A 20,386-nucleotide genomic window follows, 5' to 3' on the forward strand; every position below is an offset into this window, starting at 1 on the left:
TGATTTTTTGGGATAAAAAGAAGTTTTGCCACTGAGCAAAACTTCTGAAATTTAGTAATTTTATGAATTAGTTTTCGACATGCGTCTGCGCGTGGTCGGGTCTAGGTAGCGTTTGCGCACGCGGATATTTATCGGAGTAACCTCGACTAACTCGTCTTCTTCGATCCACTCTAATGCGCGCTCCAAATTTAGGCTTCTTGGCGGAACTAGCTTAATCGCGTCATCGCTACCGCTAGCGCGGACATTTGTTAGGTTTTTGCCTTTGATTGGATTGACATCTAGGTCGTTTGGACGGCTGTGTTCGCCGATAATCATACCGACATAAACCTTGGCTTGCGGAGCGATAAATAGCACGCCACGATCTTGGAGATTCCATAGGCTATATCCCAGCGCGACGCCATTTTCCATGCTAGTTAGTGCGCCATTTTGGCGTTTTTCGACTGCGCCTGAAAACGGTCTAAACTCCAAAAAGCTGTGATTCATAACGCCCTCGCCACGAGTATCGGTCAAAAACTGGCTTCTAAATCCGATTAGCCCACGAGCAGGGATTTCAAACTCGATTCTAGTTTGGCCATCGCCTGTGGGGTTCATCACCTTCATTTCGGCTTTTTTGCGGCCGAGTTTTTCGATAACTGTGCCTGTGCAATCATCAGGAGCGTCGATTACTAGGTGCTCGAACGGCTCACATTTCACGCCGTCGATTTCTTTGATGATGACCTCTGGGCGACCTAGGCAAAACTCAAATCCCTCACGGCGCATGTTTTCAGCCAAAATCGTGATTTGAAGCTCACCACGACCGCTAACCTTAAATTTACCCTCGCCGACATTTTCGTATCGCATTGCGATATTTGTTTTCATCTCCGCTGCCAAGCGCTCATCAATTTTGTTTGAAGTTACAAATTTACCCTCAGTTCCAGCTAACGGGCCGTCATTTACGCTAAAAATTACGCTTAGAGTTGGCTCTTCGATATGAAGCGCATCTAGTGGCATAGGGTTTGCGGGATCTACCACGCTATCGCCTACATCAAGCGCATCAAATCCAGCGATAGCGACGATATCGCCGGTGCCGGCGTTGTCGATATCGATACGCTCCAAGCCGTTAAATCCGATAAGCTTCGAAATTCTGCCCGTTACCTTTGTGCCATCAGCCTTGGCAAGCATTACGCTTTGATTTTTTGAAATTCTACCATTGAAAATTCTAGCAATTCCGATTTTACCGACATAGTTATCGTAATCAAGGGTGAAGACTTGAAGTTGCAAAGAATTTTCATCGCTACCACTTGGGCTTGGCACATGAGACAAAATCGTCTCGAAAAGTGGCTTCATATCGACATTTTCATCGCTTAGATTGTGTTTAGCATAGCCGTTTTTTGCCGCAGCATACACGACTGGAAATTCGAGCTGTTCGTCGTTTGCATCAAGTGCGACAAAAAGGTCAAAAATTTCATTTACCACACGATCTGGATCTGCGGCTGGTTTGTCGATTTTATTTACCACGACGATTGGTCGAAGTCCCAAAGATAGGGCCTTTTTAACGACAAATTTGGTTTGAGGCATTACGCCTTCTTGCGCATCGACGAGCAATAAAACGCCATCGACCATTTTTAGCACGCGCTCGACCTCGCCACCGAAATCCGCGTGGCCTGGGGTATCGATGATATTGATCTTCGTATCGCCGTAGCGAATAGCTGTGTTTTTCGATAAAATCGTGATTCCACGCTCTTTTTCGATATCGTTGCTGTCCATTACGCGCTCGCCGACCTCTTGGTGCTCGCTAAATGTGCCTGATTGTTTCAAAAGTTCATCTACGATAGTGGTTTTTCCGTGATCGACATGGGCGATAACTGCGATATTTCTAATATTTTCCAAATTTTACTCCAAAATTTTATGTTTAAAAACTGATGATTATACACTAAAAATTCTTAAATTCTAAGAATACTCTTTGACCTCATTTACCAAATACTCATACACTCTTTGCTGGATTAAAGCGTCGTTTTCATCATCGCTAATGAGGCGTCTAAGGTGCGAGAAATCGATCTTTTTGACATAGCGAGGCGCATTTTTTATCTCTTTGTCGATTTCTACTAAAAGTGAGTCTAAATTTAGACTTTTGTAGGTGTGGGCCTTTTGGATATATTCGCTCACAATCGATACCAAAACCCCCACTCTGCGCGAATCGTCGCTGTAAATTTCGCTTGCGATTTCGCGCAGGTTTTCGTAATCCTCATCGGTTTGCTTTTTTTTAGCAAGCAACATTGCAGCGAAAATTTTCGCTCTAAATTCGATAGAGCGGTGGTGAGAAATCGAAATTTCACGAAAAACCGAAAAAATATAATCTTTTAAATTCATTTATAACCTTATTTTAAGAAACTTTTAATTATAATCCAGTTCGCCCTTTCTTAGACCTGTGCAACGGTTTTTAAAAACACCGCTTCAGGGTGGGAACACAGCAGAGCACTTTTACCTATCGTGTGCCGCAGTCATCTGGGAAGGGGTTTTAAAACTCAACCCTATCCAATCCAAAATTTTCTATAAAATCATCACAAACGCTGTGAAAATCGACGCCTTCTATACTTTTATTTCTCTTAAAATTTTCGAGCATTGAGTTGTAGCCACTGACTAATTCTTTGCTTTTGACGCCATAGCTTATCGAAATTCCAGCCTCGAAAAACGCGGCTAGTTTATCGCAAAATTTAAGCGCCCTGCCGTCGATTGCGCGAAATTTATCCTCGTTATACGCACCAAGCGAGCCGTCTGCGAAATTTGGCTTACCGCCAAGCTCGTAAATTCTGTTTTCAAACTCATCTTTTATAAATTTCTCGCCGTCGTTTCTAATGCCCAAAATATAGCTAAACTCATCTCTGATATGCTCCGGCACGAAGGGCAAAATTTTATCATCTATTAGGCGCATTTCGTATTCGCTGATGATGTCGCTAAGCCCAGCCACGCCGTATTTTACGGGGCTGATGATATCGCGGGTGAGGCTTTCTGGCAAATCGTGAAAAAGCGCGCAGTAAAAATTATAAAAAATTCTATTCTTGCACGCGCCGACTTTGAGCGAGTAAAAATAGCTTAATATCGCCACGATTAGCATATGACCTAGCACGCTAGTCTCAGGTATGCGTGGGGTTTGCGCCCAACGCTTTTGAAACCTTAGCCTACCGCTAAGATCGACAATTCGGGCTAGTTTTTTATTCATTACGATTTTTCGCACGCCGATTAGCTCATAATAATCCTCTAATTCCTCTTCGACCTTAAATTTAAGCTCTTCGATATCGTTTAAAAACTGGCTAGTTTGATAAACGATATTAAATTCCCACCTCGTAGCCAGATAACTTGCCGCCTTTAAAATGAGCTTTTCTTTTTCGTGCGAGTAGCCGTTTTGATAGGCTATAAATCGTTTTAAAAATTCGCCATCTTGCACGCTAGAAAGGTCGTTTTCAAGCTGTGAGAGAACCCATTTGTTAATTTGATCTTTTTTACTTTTTTGAATTTGGTGAAAGACATCTGGGCGGATATCGGTTACTACGATGCGTGAGAGAAAATCAAAAATCCCAGCCTCGATGACATAGCTCATATCAATATCGCGCTCGAAACTAGCGATAAAATAGGCAATGATAAATTTGTGCGCTTGTTTGTCAAGCTCGACTAAATTTACCATTTTTGGGTAGTCGTTCCAGCGCGAAATACTCGCACTTTTAAAGATTTTTTCTACTAAATTTGAACTTATCATTTGTAAATTTTATCCGAATTTATTTCAATCACGGTATGCACATTTCCGCGCGGGTTAAAGTCAGCCACGATTTTTAGGTATTTTGGTTGCAATTTTTCTTGCAAGGTAGCGTAAATTTCGTTCGCGCTGTCCTCGTGGGAGATGTAGCGATCCATAAATGAGTTAATGTAGAGTTTGATTGCTTTGAGCTCTACGACAAATTTATTCGGTATGTATTCTAAATATATCGTCGCAAAGTCAGGGTATCCTGAGCGCGGACAGCGGCAACAAAACTCTGGAAGCGTGATTTTGATCAAATAATCATTTTCGTGTTTATTTGGCCAAATTTCCATTTTTTCTATGTTAAATTCTTTTATCTCTTTTTCGCCATAACGCATTTTATTTCCTTAAATTTATAATATCTTCTGGTTTGCCTACGCAAAAACCCTGCACGAAATCAACCCCAAGCTCGTAAAGTTCGTCTTGGAATTTCGGCTTATCTACGAAGCGAATAATGCTTTTAATGCCCGATTTCTGGCACATTTCGTTTAGTTTCATAAAAACATTTTTTATTTTTTCGTTGCCTAAATTTTTATTATACTCGATATCATAAATCACAAAATCAATATCGAAAAATTTAAAATACTCGAAACTCGCGTTCGCACCGCCAAATTGACTAAGTCCAAAGCTAAATCCAAGCTCTTTAAATTTAAGCAAAATTTCGGCAAATCGCTTTGTTTCGGAGTAAATTTCTTCCTCGTTAAACTCCAAAACAATCTTGCTTGGATCGATTAGATTATTATCAATTAGTTTTAAAATTTCGTTGCGAAACTCGGCATTTCGCAGTGTCTGAGGCATAATTTCGATGAAAATTTTATGCTCGATATCCTTAAAATAGATAATGCGCGAAATTTGCTTAATCATCGCAATATCGTATTTGATATCGTAATTATTAAAGTGCAAAATATCAATAATTCGGCTTTTTGTAACCTTGTCGCCGGTTCTGAGATCTAGTTTTGGGATTAAGTTTATATGCGATTTGACGCCATTTTTATCGGCGACATATTGAAATTTAAAGCTAAAACTCTCATTGTCAATCGCATCAACGACATCTTTGTTAAAATCATCAAGCAAAATTTTATTTAGATCAATATTTTCGCTGGATTTTTCCTCTTCGACCTCTTTGCGATTTATCTTAAAAAACAGCGCGTTTGTGATATTACTGAGATTTTTGTCATACGAAGTAGGCATGATTTCAAATTCGGTTTTAATCTCGATATTGTTTATGCTTTGGTTTGAAATTTTATGCTCGAACATCTTCAAAATGTGCGTTAAATTCGCCATTTTGCCATTAAGCCCAAAGATAAAGTGGCCGTTGATAAAACGCCCAATGTGCAAATTTTTAAAACCCTGATTTGCCATAAATTTCGCAAATTCTTTGCAAAAATTATACAAAATATCATCGCCGTTTTGATAACCATATCTATCGTTGATATCGGCGATATTTTTGATACGAAGCAAAACCACATGGTTGATTTTGTTTTTTTTCATCTGTTTTTTTAAAATTCGCTCGATCTCATCGCGCACGAATACATGGCTGACTGGATCGATTAGCGTCTTTTTAAAACCAAAGTAAATTTGATAAATTACATAATACACATAACATATCAAAAGTAGCGAAAAAAGTATCACATCATCGCTATTAAACTCACCGTTTTTAAACATCGTATATCCAAAAGCGATAAGCAGGAGTGTAAAAGGCACTGAAATTTTAAGTGCCGTTATAAATCTGGTTTCGCGCTCTTTTTGTTCTGAGACTAGAATTACTTCGTTTTCGATAAATTTACCCATTAAATATCCAAATTCTTAACATCTTTTGCGTGGTCTTGGATATAGTTTCGCCTAGGCTCCACTTCATCACCCATAAAAAGGTTAAATGTATCGCTCGCACTTTGCGCATCAGCTATACCCACGCGAAGCAAACGACGATTTTCCTTGCTCATCGTGGTCTCTCTAAGCTGATCTGGGTTCATCTCGCCAAGACCTTTGTAGCGTTGAATATACGCACCTTTTTTTGAATTTCGCTCTATCTCGTCCAAAACCTCGATATAATCCCTACCAAAATCGACCTCACGCTCTTTGATTAGCCCATACACGCGGATTGCTTCGGCAAAAATATGATTTGTAAGCAAGGCTTCGTTGATGTTTAGTTGCTCCAAACCATTTGGAGTTTGGACATAGATACGAATTTCACTCTCGCTGACATTTGAATTTAAAATATTAAATCCCTCGCTTTCTAAGCGCGTTTTAATCACTTCAAAAAGCGCAGAATATTCCATAGAGCGCGCTTCGTCGTTTTCGATTAGATACCTAATCGCAGAAATGACGCTAAAACGCTTTTTAAGCTCGTTCAAAAGAGAGCGGTAGTTTGAAACGATTTTTAGAAAATCGATTAAATCTTGGTTGCCAATTCCTTCAAATTCGCCCATATCAATACCAGTTTCGATCAAAAATTCACTCAATGCGCGCTCATCTTTTAGATAAATTTCTTTTTTACCCTTTTTGTATTTGAAAAGTGGCGGTTGAGCGATATAAACATAGCCGTTTTCGATAATCGGACGCAAATAGCGGAAGAAAAATGTCAAAAGCAGGGTCTGGATATGGCTACCATCGACATCGGCATCTGTCATAATGATGATTTTGTGATAGCGAAGTTTATCGGCGTTAAATTCCTCACCTACACCGCAACCAAAGGCGGTTATCATGTTTTTGATCTCTTCGGATTGTAAAATTTTATCCAAACGCGCTTTTTCGACATTTAAAATTTTACCGCGCAAAGGCAAAATCGCTTGAAATTCCCTATCTCTACCACCTTTGGCAGATCCGCCCGCACTATCGCCCTCGACAAGGAAAATTTCACTCATACTAGCATCTTTGCTGGTGCAATCAGCGAGTTTTCCTGGAAGTGTGCCGACTGAGTTGATATTATCTTTTTTTCTCGTTAAATCGCGCGCTTTTTTCGCAGCTTCGCGACCACGGGCCGCTAAAAGAGCCTTTTCCATAATCGCTCGTGCTTCGTTTGGGTTTTCTTCGAAATATTTACAAAGCACCTCAAAGGTCATTTTTTGCACGATTGGTTTGACATAGCTTGAACCAAGTTTGCCCTTAGTTTGCCCCTCGAATTGCGGTTCAGGCACTTTGACGCTTACGACTGCGATTAGGCCTTCTCTTACATCATCGCCGGTGATTTTGGTGTCTTTTTCGCGTGCGGCTGCGTTTGCTGCGATATAGTTTGTGATAGCGCGAGTTAGTCCCGCTCTAAATCCAGCTTCGTGCGTTCCGCCGTCTGGGGTTTTGATATTATTTACGAAACTTAATAATTTTTCATCGTAGGTTGAATTATACATTAGCGCGATATCCACAGCGACATCTTCGACGCTATCGCTAAATGAAACTGCCTTGCTAACAGGTGAGGCTTTGTTCATATCAGTTACGAAGCTCTCTAATCCACCCTCGAAATGAAAACTCTCATTTCTGCCGTCTCTTTGATCTTTAAAATTTATGGTAATTTTTGGGTTTAAATATGCTAATTCTCTAAATCTTTTTGACAAAGTATCGGCATTAAATTCTAAAATTTCAAAAATTTCGCCATCTGGCCAAAATTCCACAGTCGTTCCAGTGCGGTTTGTGGATTTTATGATTTCTAAATCGGTAGTTGGTTTGCCTTGGGCGAATTCTTGGCGATAAACATTGCCTTGGCGTTTGATTGTAAGCACAAGCTTTGATGAGAGTGCATTTACGACGCTCACACCTACGCCGTGAAGTCCGCCACTTACCTTGTAAGTGTCTTTGTCAAATTTACCACCAGCGTGCAAAACGGTCAAAACCACAGTCGCTGCTGGCAAATGCTCTGTGGGGTGCATATCTACTGGAATTCCACGGCCATTATCTGTGACGATACAGCTACCCTCGCGCGTGATTTCTACATCGATAGTATCACAATACCCAGCCATAGCCTCGTCGATAGAGTTATCTACAACCTCATAAATCATGTGGTGTAGTCCGCCGATATTTGTATCGCCGATATACATTCCTGGGCGTTTTCTAACCGCTTCAAGACCTTTTAAAACTTTAATATTTCCTGCACCATAATTTTGTTGTTCCATTAAATTTTCCCTTAAATTTCTTAAATTTTATTAATCGGCATTACGACCGTTTTTAGCTCGCCTGAGCTTAGCACAAATGCTGTTTCTGAGTTGTTAAAATCTAGCTCAAACATATCGTCCTCGACGCTGTTTAGAAAATCGAGTAAAAATCTGTTTTTAACGCCAAAAATCAAATTTGATGAAACTGCGATATTTGCCTCGATTTCGGCTTTTGCCTCAGAATTATCTTCATTTATACTCTCAAAAATAATGCCATCAGGCTTAATCGTAACCTTCATTTCTTCGCACATTGCGTTGATTGCTTTTACGCCGCCGACAAATTTATCTCGTGGTAAAATTACTTTAAAATTTGTCTCAGTTGGGATTACGCGCTCATAATTTGGGAATTTTCCGTTGATTAGTTTTGTGAAAAATTCGAAATTTTCGCTCACTGCCAAAAGGACATTTTCATCATAATAAATTTCAATTTTATCTGAAAATAGCTTTTGAATTTCGCCAATTGCCTTTTTAGGGATTAAAATTTGGGTATCTTTTTTGGCAAATTCGCCCATATTTGTATTTAGCACAAAGACACTAAGGCGTTTAGTATCGGTTCCGACTAAATTTAAATACCCGTCTTTTACATCAATCAAAGCTCCATTTAGCTCGTATTTTGGGTTGTTTGTATCGATTGAAGAGTATATTTTTTTAAGACTTCTGCCAAGCACCAAAGCATTTACATTGAAGCTATTTTTGCCCTCGATAGTAGGGAAATTTGGGAAATCTTTTGAGTCAAACATAGGGAATTTGTATTTTAACTTTTTTTGTTTTACAAAAAGCGCTCCGTTCATTGTCTCTAATGTGACATTTTCATCGCCTAAACCTTTGATTACGCTAAGAAGTTTTGAGCCATTGGCTGTGGCTTCGCCCTCTTCTTCGATCATAGCATAAGGTAAAACATAGCTAAGGCCGATTTCGTGATCTGTGGCTTTAATACTTAGTTCGCCATTTCTAGCTCTGATTAAAATATGAGAAGTAATCGAGCTTAAATCCTTTTTGTCAAGGTAAGGATTTGTGTTTGAAACAATGTCTTCTAAAACCTTTTTTGCAATTATGACTTTCATAGCTGTCCTTTAAATTTTAAATTTTTGTTTTTGTTATAGTAGAGTGTGGGATTTAGTGAATACCCCGCGCAAATGCTGAATTTAGCGAAATTTGCTTTGTGAATTAAATTTGCCATTTTATTCACCATTATTCACAAATTTTGATTTTATTTCATATTTTTTCATTATTTTCCTTTTGGGTTATTTTGTTTTTTAACTCTTCGATTTTGATTTTAAAAAATTCATCTTTCTCAATCGTTTCGTTGATTTTTTTGATATTTTTGCTAATGGCACTGTGATCTTTGAGATTGAAATACGACGCGATTTTTGGCATTGAATTTTTGGTTAAAATTTTGGCTAAATATATGCAAATTTGGCGCGCTTCGATGACATTTTTGGCCCTTGTTTTGCTTTTTAGCTCGCTTGGTTTGACATTTAGCTCTTTTGAAATCACGCTTATAATCTGCTCCAAATCGACATTTTGATAGTGTTCTTTGATCTGATCTTGAAGCGTGGTTTTGGCAAATGCTAAATCTATCTTGGCATTTACAAGCGATGAAAATGCGTTTAGTTTGTTTAGTGCGCCCTCGATTTCGCGGATATTATCGCCCATATTCGCGGCGATGTATTGTATGACATCGTTTGGGACATAAAAATTATTTTCTTCGCTTTTGCGTTTGATGATTGCGATTTTGGTCTCTAACTCTGGTGGCATTATATCAGCGATTAGCCCGTCGCTAAACCTCGAAATCATACGCTCCTCAAAGCCTTTTAGGTATTTTGGCGCGATGTCGCTGGTTAGGACGATTTGGCATTTTTTTTCTCTTAGTTCGTTGAAAGTGAAGAAAAACTCCTCAATCGTCGAGCTTTTGCCTACCAAAAACTGAATATCATCGATTAGCAAAATATCGCAGTTGCGGTATTTGTGCTTGAATTTATCCATTGTTTGATTTTCCAAATTTGAGATAAATTCATTTACAAACTGCTCGCTGGTTACGCAAATGACGCTTAGATTTTTTTTGATACAATGATTTGCGATTGATTGGAGCAAATGGGTCTTGCCAAGCCCGCTAGGTCCGTATAAAAACAGCGGATTATACATTTTGTTTCCGGGGTTTTTGGCGGCACTGACTGCGCTAGAAAATGCGAGTTTGTTCGAATCAGCCACGATGAAATTTTCAAATGTGTAATTGTCATTGACAATCGTGCTTTTTGGCTTGTCTTGCGGGATCATTTTTGAAATTTCTTTTGGAGAAATTTTGGCTTTTGAAGTGATTTTGACCGTGATATTGCTAACGCCAAATTTTTTAACTAGCGCGTTTTTGATCCTCTCAGCGTATTTAGTCTGTATGTATCTAGCCACAAGCTCGTTGTTTGCGTGATAAACAAAGAATTCAAAGGTAGAGTTTTTTTCATTAAATTTTAAATTTTTGATATATCTTTCGTAATCAAGCGGTGGAATTTCGCCCGCTAAACTTAATAAAATTTCTTGTGGTTGAGTTTCTGCCATAAATTTTCCTTTGTTTAATCCTTAATTTTAGCAAAATTTCGCTAAATTTGTGTTAAATTTATAAAGTAATTCACAAGTGAATAAGGCGTGAATTAAAGTGAAAGATTGTGATGAAAATTTTAGGAATTGATCCGGGAACTAGAAATTTAGGCTATGCGATTTTAGAAAAAAATGTGAATAAAATTTCGCTCGTCGAAGCAGGTTTAGTGAAAATGAAGGCCGAAAATGTGCAGTTTCAGATGACGCAAATGGCGGAGGCGATTGATCTTATATTTTCGCAACACAAAATCGACGAGGTCGCAATCGAGAGTATGTTTTACGCCTACAATCCCCAATCCGTGCTAAAACTAGCGCAATTTCGCGGGGCTTTGGGGCTAAAAATTTTGCAAGTTTATGGCAACTTCGCCGAATACACGCCACTTCAAATTAAAAAATCCGTAACTGGCAAGGCAAAGGCCGCAAAAGAGCAGGTCGCCTTCATGGTCAAGCGAATACTAGGGCTCAAAGGCGAGATTAAACCGCTCGATATAACCGATGCTATCGCGGTTGCGCTCACGCACGCAAACGCTATGAGAGGGCTGGAAAAATAAAAGGGGTAAAAAAGTGAAAATCGCACTAGCGCAGATTAAAAGCGAAATTTTAAAATACAAGCAAAATTTATCCAATGCGCGAAATTTGGCTTCGCAGGCGATGGATTGCGATATTATCGTGCTTCCTGAGACATTTTTAAGCGGGTTTGCGCCTGAAATTTTTAGCGAAATTTCGTCAGAGCAAAACGAAAAAGCGCGTGAATTTTTATGCGAAATTTCAGCGCAAAAAGTCGCAATCGCTGGGCTTGCACTGGACGAAAATGGCGAAATTTACAACCGCGCCTTGGTGTATCAAAATGGGCGAGAAATTTATCATTACGATAAAATTTTTCTTTTTTCAAATTCAGGTGAAAATAAATTTGTCCGCGCTGGCGATAAATTCGGGCTTTGTGAAATTTCGCATGATGAAAAACCCGTAAAAATCGGACTTGCGATTTGCTATGATTTGCGATTTGGCGAAATTTTCCGTTACCTTGCCAAAAATGGCGCGCAAATTATCTTTGTCATCGCGCAGTTTCCGCACTCTCGCATAGAGCATTTTCACACTCTCGCGCGGGCTAGGGCGATTGAGGCGCAGTGTTTTTTAGTAGCCCTAAATAGCGCCTCTGGCGGGCATTCGTGCGTGATTAGCCCTGAGGGAGAGATTTTGTGCGAGCTTGGAGTGGGGCAAGAAAGTGAAATTTGCGAGATAAATTTGGCCCAAATTCCGCTAGCACGGGCTAAAATGGATATTTTAAAAGATGAGCGAAAAGAGATTTTAAAGGAGATTTTATGAAGGATTTAGTTTTTGTAATCGATATGGTAAATGGTTTTGCGAAATTTGGCGCAATGGCAGATCCAAACATCGCTAAAATCGCACCCGCAATCGCTTCGCAAATTCGCAGAAGTGCAGGCGTGCATTTTATCTGCGACGCGCACGGCGAGCGGGATTTGGAGATGAAACGCTACCCAGCGCACTGTATCGAGGGCTCGCCAGAGGCCGAAATAATCGACGAGCTATCCGAATTTGCCACCCCTCAAAACACTACCAAAAAACGCTCGACAAACGGCTTTTACGCCCTTGATAAGGCTATTTTGAGCGAATTTGATAGATTTGTGATTACGGGGTGCTGCACGGATATTTGCGTTTTGCAATTTGCCCTTGCGCTTCGCACATATTTCAACGAAAATGACATTAATAAGGACATTGTCGTGCCTAGCGAGTGTGTGGCGACATACGACGCGCCAAATCATGAGCGCGAGTATTATGAAAAGTGCGCGCTAGATTTAATGAGAAATGCTGGAATTTTGGTGATTTAAGTTAAATTTGGCGCGCAAATTCGCGCCAATTTTGCCAAATTTATTTCAAATTTGCTTTAAAAAACTCTTCAAATTTATCAAACGGAATTTTTTTATCATACAAATCCGTATGACTTGCACCCGGCACGATAAAAAGCTCTTTGTTTTTGCTTCCAAGCTCTTTAAATGCGTCCTCACTAAAATATCGTGAGTGAGCGATCTCGCCATGAGCTAGTAAAACAGGGGCGCGAAGCTCATTTGCGTAAGTTAAAATTTTATCGCTCATACGCGCTAATGCGTCTGTTTTGCTCCAAAAATGCTCTTTTGAGTTGATGGCGCGCTCGTGGTAACCACGCTCGGTTTTATAATACAGCGCGTAGTCAGCGATAAATTTTGGTGTTTGCTCGGTAATGGTTTTAGGGTCGATATTTCCGCTTGGCAAATACTCTACCTCACCCTTTTCAAAGTCCGCCCAGCGTTGCAAATTTAGAGCTTTTTTGGCCTCATACCTAGCATTTTCATCTACGCTGTCGTTGTATCCTTTGGCGGTTACACGCGTCATATCATACATCGTCGTGGTCGCAACTGCCTTTATGCGAGTGTCGCTGATAGCGGCATTTAGCGCAAATCCAGCCCAGCCACAAATGCCTAAAATTCCGATTTTTTCTCTATCTACGAAGTCTTGTACGCCTAGATAATCCACAGCCGCGCTAAAATCTTCTGTGTTTATATCAGGGCTTGAAATGTCGCGCACATCGCCGCCGCTCTCGCCTGTGAAACTTGGATCAAAGGCTAGGGTTACAAATCCTCGCTCGGCTAGGGTTTGCGCGTGAAGTCCGCTAGATTGCTCTTTGACTGCGCCATAAGGGCCAGAAATGGCGATTGCAGGGAGTTTGCCGTTCATATTTTTTGGCGTGTATAAATCCGCAACGATTACAATTCCATAGCGGTTTTTGAAGGCTACTTTTTTGTGATTTACTTTGTCGCTTTTTGCAAAGGTTTTATCCCACGCACTCACTACATTTTTTGGCATATCCGCTTCGCCTTTGGCACTTGCAGTGGTGGCTAAAATGGCTCCGAGAGCTAGTGAAATTAGGACTTTTTTCATATTTTCTCCTTGATTGAAATTTAGTGAGAAAATTTTAGCAAATTTAAGAAATTTTAGTTAGAAAGATTATCCAAATTTATTGCCTAATTCTGCAAATTTTAAAATTTATCTAGGGTTAAATTTTGAAATTTAACCCTAAAAATTTATAAAATTATCGCAAAAATTACGCCAAAAATGATTAGCGGGATATTGAAAAATATAAATGTCGGCACGCAAGTATCCCAGATATGGTTATGCTCGCCGTCGATGTTTAGCCCGGCAGTAGGGGCTAGCGTGCTATCGCTGGCTGGACTTCCAGCGTCCCCCAGACCTGCTGCCACACCGATGATAAAAATCGTCGCAGCCACGCTAAATCCAAGCTCAGCTGCTAGCGGACAATAAATCGTCGCGATAATCGGAATCGTGCCAAAGCTAGATCCGATTCCCATTGTTACAAGAAGCCCTATACCTATCATCAGCACGGCTCCGCCGATTTTGCCGCCACTTAGGCTAGCCACTGCGCTTACTAGCTCGCCCACGCCGCCTGTTTCTTTGATAATCGTGCCAAATCCGCCAGCTACAAGCATCAAAAACGCGATGTATCCTAGCATATGCACGCCTTGGTCGAAAATACTATCTAGCTCGCCCCATGGAATACCGCCTAAAAGTAGCATTGTAAGGATTCCAGCCAGAGCGGCAAAGGGCATTGAACCAGCGTCGATTTGAATTACCATGCTAAGGACAAGTTGAGCGATGAAGCACACTATAATCCCAGCTAGCACGCCCCATTCTCGTTTTTGCATTTTAAACTCCTCAAAATGCGCCTCAATGCTCTCTTTGGTTTGAGTGTAACTTCGTGGCTTGCGGTAGTAAAGCATGGCCAAAACAAGGCCAATTACCATAGGTATGGCACTCATCCACATGACCCCAGCGATATCGCTGATACCCACATCCATGCCGTTTTTGCTCATCTCTTTTTGGATAATTCCCATAAAAATCAGACCAAAGCCCACAGGAAACGCCATATACGGGGTTTGCAAACCAAATGTCAGCGCGCAGGCTATGGCACGGCGGTCGAGTTTTAGTGAGTTCATAATCTTTACAAGTGGCGGGATTAGTATCGGGATAAATGCGATATGAACAGGGATTAAATTTTGCGATAAACACGAAATAAAGGCAATCATAGCGATGAAAATAAATTTTTTATCGCTGATAAATCCAGCCACGCTTCGCACCAAAATCGCCGTCAAATTTGTCCGTGCTACGGCACTTGCGATGACGCCAAGCAAGATATACGATAGCGCAGTTTCCAAGTTTCCGCCCATGCCGACACTGCCAGTTTGCGGGTTGCCGTTGATGAAATAGCCTATGGCGTCCATTAGCGGGATATGGCTAGTCAGCACCGCGCAAATCGCGCTGATTAGGATAGCTAGCATGACATTACAGCGAAGCAAACACAAAATACTCATCAAAAGTATGCTTAAAAACACTGGGTTGCTTAACATTTTTTGCCTTTGTGTGGAATTTGGGCAAATTATATTAAATTCAAGGCAAATTTACGCTAAAATCGCACAAAAAAAGGAAAAATTTGCGTTATTTTTATTCATCATTTTTTATATTATTTATAGCTGTTTTGGTAGGATTTTGGCTAGGCGGGTTCGCTGGGGCGTATATTTGCGCGCTACTATCTATTTTAGAAATCAGCCTTAGCTTCGATAATGCCGTGGTAAATGCCAAGGTTTTAGCGGATATGAACGCGATTTGGCGCAAAAGGTTTATCGTGTGGGGCATACCTGTGGCGGTTTTTGGTATGAGGTTTGCATTTCCGATTATCATCGTAAGCGCTGCTTCGCATTTGGGGCTTTTTGAGAGCCTAAATTTGGCGCTAAACAACCCTGCGCGGTATAGTGAAATTTTAGAAGAAAACAAAGACGGCATTTACATTTTTGGCGGGGCGTTTTTGATGATGGTGTTTTTGAGTTTTTTCTTCGACGATGAGGACAGAGAGCCTTGGATACGGGTTTTAGAAGAAAATGCTTTGGTAAGAAGGCTCAAAAATTTCCCAAAATTTGAAATTTTACTCGCTGTGATTTTAGGCGCAGTTTTGGCTGTTTTAATCCCCTCAAAAACGGCGATTATCGCATATTTTAGCGCGATAATTTTATTTATTTTGATAAAGTCGTTTGATAAAATTTTCAGTTGCAATGGCGTTAGAAACGGCCTAAACGGCTTTATTTACCTCGAAATGCTGGACGCTAGTTTTAGCTTTGACGGCGTGATTGGGGCGTTTGCGCTAAGCAACAATATCTTTATCATTATGCTAGGACTTGGAGCTGGGGCGATGTTTGTGCGCTCACTCACGATATATTTGGTCGAGCGTGGCACGCTGGCGAAGTTTATTTTTTTAGAACACGGCGCGCATTATGCGATTGGCACGCTTGCAGCGATTATGTTTATCAAGCTCGAATTTGAAATCAGCGAGGTGATAACCGGCACACTGGGGATAATTTTTATTTTTTCTGCCTTTGTTTGCTCGATTTTGTATAACAGAAAAAATGGGTAAAATTCTGCAAAAATACTGACCTTGAATTTTATGCTCGTAGATTGCTTCGAATTTTGCTTACGCAAAATTCTCGCAATGACAGATTGAGCGTATTGTTTGATTTGTCATTGCGAGGCGATTTATCGCCGAAGCAATCTACGAGTATAAAATTCAGGGTCGATTTTTTTGCAAAATTTTAAATTTTATAAATTTAGCAAAATTTACGCACAATGGCAAATTAAGCAAATTTAGCTTACAACCACGATAAAATCGCCATTTACACGGCGATTTTTGATGGTTCCATTGGTTTGCTGTAAAAAAATCCTTGCATGTATTTTATACCCATGCTCTCCAAAATCGTCGAAATTTGGTGATTTTCGACATATTCTGCGATGATTTCGTAATTTCTGTTTTTCGCAAAGGCTGTGATAGTCTCCACGATCGCGCGCGAACTCTCGTCTGCTACGATATCTTTGATGAGTGCGCCATCGATTTTGATGAAATCCACATCCAGCGTCAAAACTCGGTAGTAGTTCGAATACCCCGAGCCAAAGTCGTCGATAGCTATCTTGCAGCCACGGTTTTTGGCTGTGGCGATAAACTTTCGCAGGCTATCGTAATCGTCAAATTCCTCGCTCTCTAAAATTTCGATAAAGAGATTTTTCGCGTTTTTTGCCTTTGCTAATTTTTCCTCCAAAAGTGCGCGAATTTCGTTGTTTGCGATATCGAAAAACGACAAATTTATACTAAATTTCGAATTTGGGAAATTTTCGATTAGCCTAAATGCCTCCTCGATTACGATTTTTGTCAGCGAAGTGTAAAGTGAGGCCTGTTTTGCGACATCCATAAACTCGCCCGGGTGCCTAACCCTGCCAGAATCATCGATTAGACGGATTAAAATTTCATAGACAAGAGGGACGAAATTTGTCCTTTGCGTGCCGTATTCCCTGCCGTTTGGATCTGATTTTGAGATATCGAAAATCGGCTGGACTAGCACGAAGACATGGTTTGTTTTGATTGCTTGCTGGATTGTATTTATCATAAGCTGGTTTTGGGCGTATTTTAGCTCGATCGGGTTGTTTGGGCGGTAATACTCCAAATTCTCGTTTTTTTGCTGTGCTTCATACATCGCCATGACCGCTTGAAATACCCTTGTAGCGCGATTATTGTCTTTGTTGCTACTTACGCCAGCCACGACATTTATCGTTACACTTATGTCGCCGGCTTTGGTTGCGATTTTGGTCTGTTGGTTTGTAAATTTTGCGATGATTTTGCGCACATGATTTGCGACAATAATTCTATTATCGATATTTTCTTTGCTAGCTTTATGAACGGGATAAAATAGGCAAAATTCATCGCCTTGCATACGAAATGGCTGGGCTGGGATTTTTTCTGTGACCAAAAACAAATCAAGCGACCTTGCAAATACCTTTATGATTTGGCTAGTAATATCGCTAGAATAAAATAGTCTAAGATTATCAAAATTCGCGATTGTTAGGTAGATGATATAGCCTTCTATCTCTGGTTTGATTATCCTTTCATTTAGGGCTAGTTCGCTACCGAAATTTGTCATTTTATCGACATAGCCTTGTTCGAGCAGGGTTTGCTCTGCTGCTGCTAGGCTAGCTTGCATAGCCTCATTTGGGCGCATATCTTTGATGAAAACGCCATAGTGCGGGTATTTGGAGTTTTCGTCTAATTTTGAGAGTTTTATTTTGGAGTTAATCGGCGTGCCATTTTTATCTAGCAAACGCAGCTGCTGTGTGAAATATCCAATCTTATCGCTTTCTTCTTTAAGTTTTTTTTCGAATTTGGCATGGTCCTCGCTAGCTGCGATTATGCCGATATCCTTGCCTTTTAGCTCGTCTAGTTTGTAGCCAAACATTTCGGTTACTTGTTTGTTAGCGTAGGTGATTTGAAATTTATGATTTAGCAAAAATACGGCGTTTTCGTCCCTATCGACTAGGGCTTTGTATGGGCGGAGTTTTTGTTTTTTGCTGATTGCGTCTGAATTTACCATGTAAGTGATGAGCAAAAATGTCAAAAATATCGCGGTAAAAACCATAGTCATTTCGGAAAACGAGTTGTAAAATTCGGCGTTGAAATTCGCAAATTTTTCCCTTAAATCCTTGAATTTGCCGTTGATTGCGCTTTCATTTCGCGTGATAATCAAATTTAGCTTAGTGAGATTATCAAGCACCAAATTTGCGTTTTTTAAGAAATTTTGCTCGGTTAAATTTTGCGGAGTTATGTATTTGATTTTTTCTTTTATGGCGTAAATTTCGGTGTAGTTATTGTAGTTTAGCTGCGTGATTTGCGAGAAAATATTTACCACTTCGTAGCGCGAGTTTGGGTTGATGTATTTTTGCTCTATGGCGTGCAAGATAACGCTATTTTGCGAATTTAGCGCGCCTAGCTCGTCGATGAGTTTGATTTTTTCAGCAAAGGCTGTTTTTAGATACTCGACATCGTTGCTAAATGAATTATCCAAAATCAGCGGATTTTGCCCCAGCGTATCTAGGGTGTTATACACGACTTTCATATTTTCGTTAATCGAGCTAAAATCACGACTTGGCTTATCAGAGGCAAAGAGCGTATTTAGCCTAGTATTCGCATCATAAATCATCGTCATTTGGCGTGTTACGGCGTTGTAGTCGGAGACATTTTTTAGCGAGATAAAGTAGCTTAGCGCGAAGCTAAGGCTTATTATCATGATAATACCCATGATTATCCAGTTTATGGTGTCTTTACTAATTTGGTTAAAATTTGAAAATAATTTTTTCATCATAACTCCTTATAATGTCGCCAAAAAATCCAGCAAATTTTGCAAATCATCATCATCTAAGCTGTAATCAAACACATCGCGGAACAAAAATTTAATCGAGCGCGCTAGCGAATACTCGCCGTTTATGTAAGGGGCTGTTTTGGTGATATTTCGCAGGGTCGGCACTCTTTTGTAAGTGTGGCTTCGATAGTTGTGAGTGTGGCTTCGATGGTTTGAAATCCTTGTGTTTGGGTTGAAATTTAGGTTTTTATTAGGCACTTTGGCGTATGAGTTGGTGCCTAAATTTGCGCCATTGTGGCAATACGAACACAACTCGATAAAGAGCAAATAGCCCTTAAATTCGCTTTCGCTGAATTTTTCCTCATTGCGCAAAACGCGGTCAAATTTAGAATTTATCGTGGTTTTTGATTTCAGATACTCGCCTAGGGCATCGACGAAATTTTCGAAATTTGCCTTGCCATAAAGCTTTTTAAATTCGCGTTTGTAGGCTATATTTTGGGTGATTATTAGCTCGATTTTCTCTTTTGATGAGGCTAACTCTTTGGGGCTTAAAACTGAGGTTTTAATGCGCTCATTTAGGCTAGGGAAAAAGTTTCCGCCCGAGTATCGCTCGATATAATAAGCGTTTAGGATTGTGGGGATTTCGCCATTTCGCACGCTAGCGCCCGATGAGTTTAGGTATAGATTGTGGCAGCTATCGCAAGAGCGCTTTTGCTCGCTAAATTTAGCGTCGCGGTAAAGCTTCATGCCAAGGCTAGCTTTTTCGGGGCTAAACGCTGGCATTTTTAGCGGCGTGAAAATATCATCGCAAATGCCTAAAATAGGGACAATACTAAATAATAAAAGCTTTGAAAGTAGCGTTGATTTCATCTGTGATAATCCCATTTTTTACCTGTTTTTCCAAAAGATTTTCTAGCGCCTTTTCGCTGATATTTGCGCCATTTACCCCCAAATGCCACAGCGCGTTTTGCACCGCTTGGCTTAAATTTCGCCTTTGTATGCGCCTTTCGCTAATCTCGCGCGATTTGTAAGGGATATTTTTGTTTTTTAAATTTAACTCGAAATTTTGCGTGGTTAAATTTAGACTAGATTTTTTTATCCCAAAATGCGCGAAAATCGGCGACAACATCGAGGAATTTCGCTCGCTCGCCCAATTTACATAAATTTTGCGTTTTGCTAGGTTTAAAAACATATCAAAGTCCTGCCCATTTCGCAGTGCAGGGCTCATACTCAAAAACGCAATGTCAAATTTAAGCTCATTTTTCTGGGTAAAATTTGCAAAATCATCATTTATGATTTGCTCCACATTAATGCCGTATTTTTGCGCGCTGTTTTTTAGCTCGCCAAGCATTGCAACCGAGCTATCAAGAGCGTAAAGCCTAGCGCCCAAAGTAGCGATATATAGTGAATACACGCCGGTTCCTGCGCCTATGTCGATGACGCTTTTGCCTGCGAAATTTATGCCCTCATCTTCAATAAATTTAAATAAATTTTGTCCAAATTCATTTAAATTTGTATCGAATTTAGCGTAAGTTTCGGCTTTTTTGTCCCAGATATTTTCCATAACGACCTCAAATTCTCGCAATAATACCAAAATTTCTATTATAAATGATATAATCGTCAGTTTTACAAGG

Annotated in this window: 17 protein-coding genes and 1 other RNA gene; 5 read left to right on the top strand and 13 right to left on the bottom strand. The window is 40.2% G+C overall.

Annotated features, from left to right (window positions below):
• Positions 1–60: 60 nt before the first annotated feature.
• Positions 61–1,869, bottom strand: coding sequence for a translational GTPase TypA (gene typA / locus OFN67_RS06240; RefSeq protein WP_270858640.1), 1,809 nt, complete (start codon positions 1,867–1,869; stop codon positions 61–63).
• Between the two features lie 60 nt (positions 1,870–1,929).
• Positions 1,930–2,349, bottom strand: coding sequence for a hypothetical protein (locus OFN67_RS06245; protein WP_270858641.1), 420 nt, complete (start codon positions 2,347–2,349; stop codon positions 1,930–1,932).
• Positions 2,350–2,396: 47 nt separating this feature from the next.
• Here OFN67_RS06245 and ffs point away from each other — a divergent pair.
• Positions 2,397–2,494, top strand: an RNA gene (gene ffs / locus OFN67_RS06250) — signal recognition particle sRNA small type.
• Positions 2,495–2,497: 3 nt separating this feature from the next.
• On the opposite strand, the gene OFN67_RS06255 is transcribed toward ffs, so the two are convergent.
• The 6 genes from OFN67_RS06255 to dnaA all read right to left on the bottom strand — a co-directional run bounded on the left by OFN67_RS06255 (position 2,498) and on the right by dnaA (position 10,470).
• Entirely contained in the window at positions 2,498–3,733 is a 1,236-nt protein-coding gene (locus OFN67_RS06255) for an HD domain-containing protein (RefSeq protein WP_270868635.1), read from the bottom strand.
• The gene (gene queF / locus OFN67_RS06260) at positions 3,730–4,110 is read right to left on the bottom strand and encodes a preQ(1) synthase (protein ID WP_270868634.1); all 381 of its coding nucleotides are present in this window, start codon (positions 4,108–4,110) and stop codon (positions 3,730–3,732) included. Before queF ends, OFN67_RS06255 begins: the two co-directional genes overlap by 4 nt.
• Before the next feature lies 1 nt (position 4,111).
• Positions 4,112–5,563 carry an EAL domain-containing protein gene (locus OFN67_RS06265; RefSeq protein WP_270862634.1) on the bottom strand — a complete coding sequence of 484 codons (1,452 nt, stop codon included), beginning with the start codon at positions 5,561–5,563 and terminating at the stop codon, positions 4,112–4,114.
• Positions 5,563–7,878 carry a DNA topoisomerase (ATP-hydrolyzing) subunit B gene (gene gyrB / locus OFN67_RS06270; RefSeq protein ID WP_270862633.1) on the bottom strand — a complete coding sequence of 772 codons (2,316 nt, stop codon included), beginning with the start codon at positions 7,876–7,878 and terminating at the stop codon, positions 5,563–5,565. The genes OFN67_RS06265 and gyrB overlap by 1 nt, the downstream gene beginning before the upstream one ends.
• A gap of 20 nt (positions 7,879–7,898) precedes the next feature.
• A complete protein-coding gene (gene dnaN / locus OFN67_RS06275; protein WP_270873991.1) occupies positions 7,899–8,981 on the bottom strand; it encodes a DNA polymerase III subunit beta in 1,083 nt (360 codons plus the stop codon).
• Between the two features lie 151 nt (positions 8,982–9,132).
• The gene (gene dnaA / locus OFN67_RS06280) at positions 9,133–10,470 is read right to left on the bottom strand and encodes a chromosomal replication initiator protein DnaA (protein ID WP_270873992.1); all 1,338 of its coding nucleotides are present in this window, start codon (positions 10,468–10,470) and stop codon (positions 9,133–9,135) included.
• Between the two features lie 110 nt (positions 10,471–10,580).
• On the opposite strand from dnaA, the gene ruvC reads away from it, so the two are divergent.
• From ruvC to OFN67_RS06295, 3 genes are read left to right on the top strand one after another with little or no spacing between them, the layout of a single operon-like run.
• Entirely contained in the window at positions 10,581–11,060 is a 480-nt protein-coding gene (gene ruvC / locus OFN67_RS06285) for a crossover junction endodeoxyribonuclease RuvC (RefSeq protein WP_270862630.1), read from the top strand.
• 13 nt (positions 11,061–11,073) lie between these two features.
• Entirely contained in the window at positions 11,074–11,835 is a 762-nt protein-coding gene (locus OFN67_RS06290) for a nitrilase-related carbon-nitrogen hydrolase (RefSeq protein ID WP_270868630.1), read from the top strand.
• Entirely contained in the window at positions 11,832–12,359 is a 528-nt protein-coding gene (locus OFN67_RS06295; protein ID WP_270868629.1) for a cysteine hydrolase family protein, read from the top strand. The genes OFN67_RS06290 and OFN67_RS06295 overlap by 4 nt, the downstream gene beginning before the upstream one ends.
• A gap of 40 nt (positions 12,360–12,399) precedes the next feature.
• Here OFN67_RS06295 and OFN67_RS06300 read toward each other — a convergent pair whose 3' ends face one another.
• Positions 12,400–13,371, bottom strand: coding sequence for an alpha/beta hydrolase (locus OFN67_RS06300; RefSeq protein WP_270868663.1), 972 nt, complete (start codon positions 13,369–13,371; stop codon positions 12,400–12,402).
• A 218-nt stretch (positions 13,372–13,589) separates the two neighbouring features.
• On the bottom strand, positions 13,590–14,930 hold the full coding sequence (locus OFN67_RS06305; protein ID WP_270858651.1) for a Na+/H+ antiporter family protein: 1,341 nt from the start codon (positions 14,928–14,930) through the stop codon (positions 13,590–13,592).
• 83 nt (positions 14,931–15,013) lie between these two features.
• Between OFN67_RS06305 and OFN67_RS06310 the strand changes: the two genes are divergently transcribed.
• A complete protein-coding gene (locus OFN67_RS06310) occupies positions 15,014–15,988 on the top strand; it encodes a DUF475 domain-containing protein (RefSeq protein ID WP_270868628.1) in 975 nt (324 codons plus the stop codon).
• Between the two features lie 256 nt (positions 15,989–16,244).
• On the opposite strand, the gene OFN67_RS06315 is transcribed toward OFN67_RS06310, so the two are convergent.
• From OFN67_RS06315 to OFN67_RS06325, 3 genes are read right to left on the bottom strand one after another with little or no spacing between them, the layout of a single operon-like run.
• Positions 16,245–18,752: a sensor domain-containing phosphodiesterase gene (locus OFN67_RS06315; protein WP_270868627.1), complete on the bottom strand. Its 2,508-nt coding sequence runs from the start codon at positions 18,750–18,752 to the stop codon at positions 16,245–16,247.
• Between the two features lie 9 nt (positions 18,753–18,761).
• Positions 18,762–19,637 (bottom strand): cytochrome-c peroxidase, encoded by an 876-nt coding sequence (locus tag OFN67_RS06320; RefSeq protein WP_270868626.1) that lies wholly within the window; start codon positions 19,635–19,637, stop codon positions 18,762–18,764.
• Entirely contained in the window at positions 19,585–20,316 is a 732-nt protein-coding gene (locus OFN67_RS06325) for a class I SAM-dependent methyltransferase (RefSeq protein ID WP_270868625.1), read from the bottom strand. Before OFN67_RS06325 ends, OFN67_RS06320 begins: the two co-directional genes overlap by 53 nt.
• Positions 20,317–20,386 lie beyond the last annotated feature (70 nt).

It is taken from the genome of Campylobacter sp. JMF_11 EL3, from assembly GCF_027736965.1.
Lineage (GTDB): Bacteria > Campylobacterota > Campylobacteria > Campylobacterales > Campylobacteraceae > Campylobacter_B.

Bases quoted from the DNA above. Each gene is read 5' to 3' on its own strand.
- OFN67_RS06245 (WP_270858641.1), bottom strand. From the start codon at position 2,349: ATGAATTTAAAAGATTATATTTTTTCGGTTTTTCGTGAAATTTCGATT.
- OFN67_RS06255 (WP_270868635.1), bottom strand. From the start codon at position 3,733: ATGATAAGTTCAAATTTAGTAGAAAAAATCTTTAAAAGTGCGAGTATT.
- queF (WP_270868634.1), bottom strand. From the start codon at position 4,110: ATGCGTTATGGCGAAAAAGAGATAAAAGAATTTAACATAGAAAAAATG.
- OFN67_RS06265 (WP_270862634.1), bottom strand. From the start codon at position 5,563: ATGGGTAAATTTATCGAAAACGAAGTAATTCTAGTCTCAGAACAAAAA.
- gyrB (WP_270862633.1), bottom strand. From the start codon at position 7,878: ATGGAACAACAAAATTATGGTGCAGGAAATATTAAAGTTTTAAAAGGT.
- dnaN (WP_270873991.1), bottom strand. From the start codon at position 8,981: ATGAAAGTCATAATTGCAAAAAAGGTTTTAGAAGACATTGTTTCAAAC.
- dnaA (WP_270873992.1), bottom strand. From the start codon at position 10,470: ATGGCAGAAACTCAACCACAAGAAATTTTATTAAGTTTAGCGGGCGAA.
- ruvC (WP_270862630.1), top strand. From the start codon at position 10,581: ATGAAAATTTTAGGAATTGATCCGGGAACTAGAAATTTAGGCTATGCG.
- OFN67_RS06295 (WP_270868629.1), top strand. From the start codon at position 11,832: ATGAAGGATTTAGTTTTTGTAATCGATATGGTAAATGGTTTTGCGAAA.
- OFN67_RS06300 (WP_270868663.1), bottom strand. From the start codon at position 13,371: ATGCCAAAAAATGTAGTGAGTGCGTGGGATAAAACCTTTGCAAAAAGC.
- OFN67_RS06305 (WP_270858651.1), bottom strand. From the start codon at position 14,930: ATGTTAAGCAACCCAGTGTTTTTAAGCATACTTTTGATGAGTATTTTG.
- OFN67_RS06315 (WP_270868627.1), bottom strand. From the start codon at position 18,752: ATGAAAAAATTATTTTCAAATTTTAACCAAATTAGTAAAGACACCATA.
- OFN67_RS06320 (WP_270868626.1), bottom strand. From the start codon at position 19,637: ATGGGATTATCACAGATGAAATCAACGCTACTTTCAAAGCTTTTATTA.
- OFN67_RS06325 (WP_270868625.1), bottom strand. From the start codon at position 20,316: ATGGAAAATATCTGGGACAAAAAAGCCGAAACTTACGCTAAATTCGAT.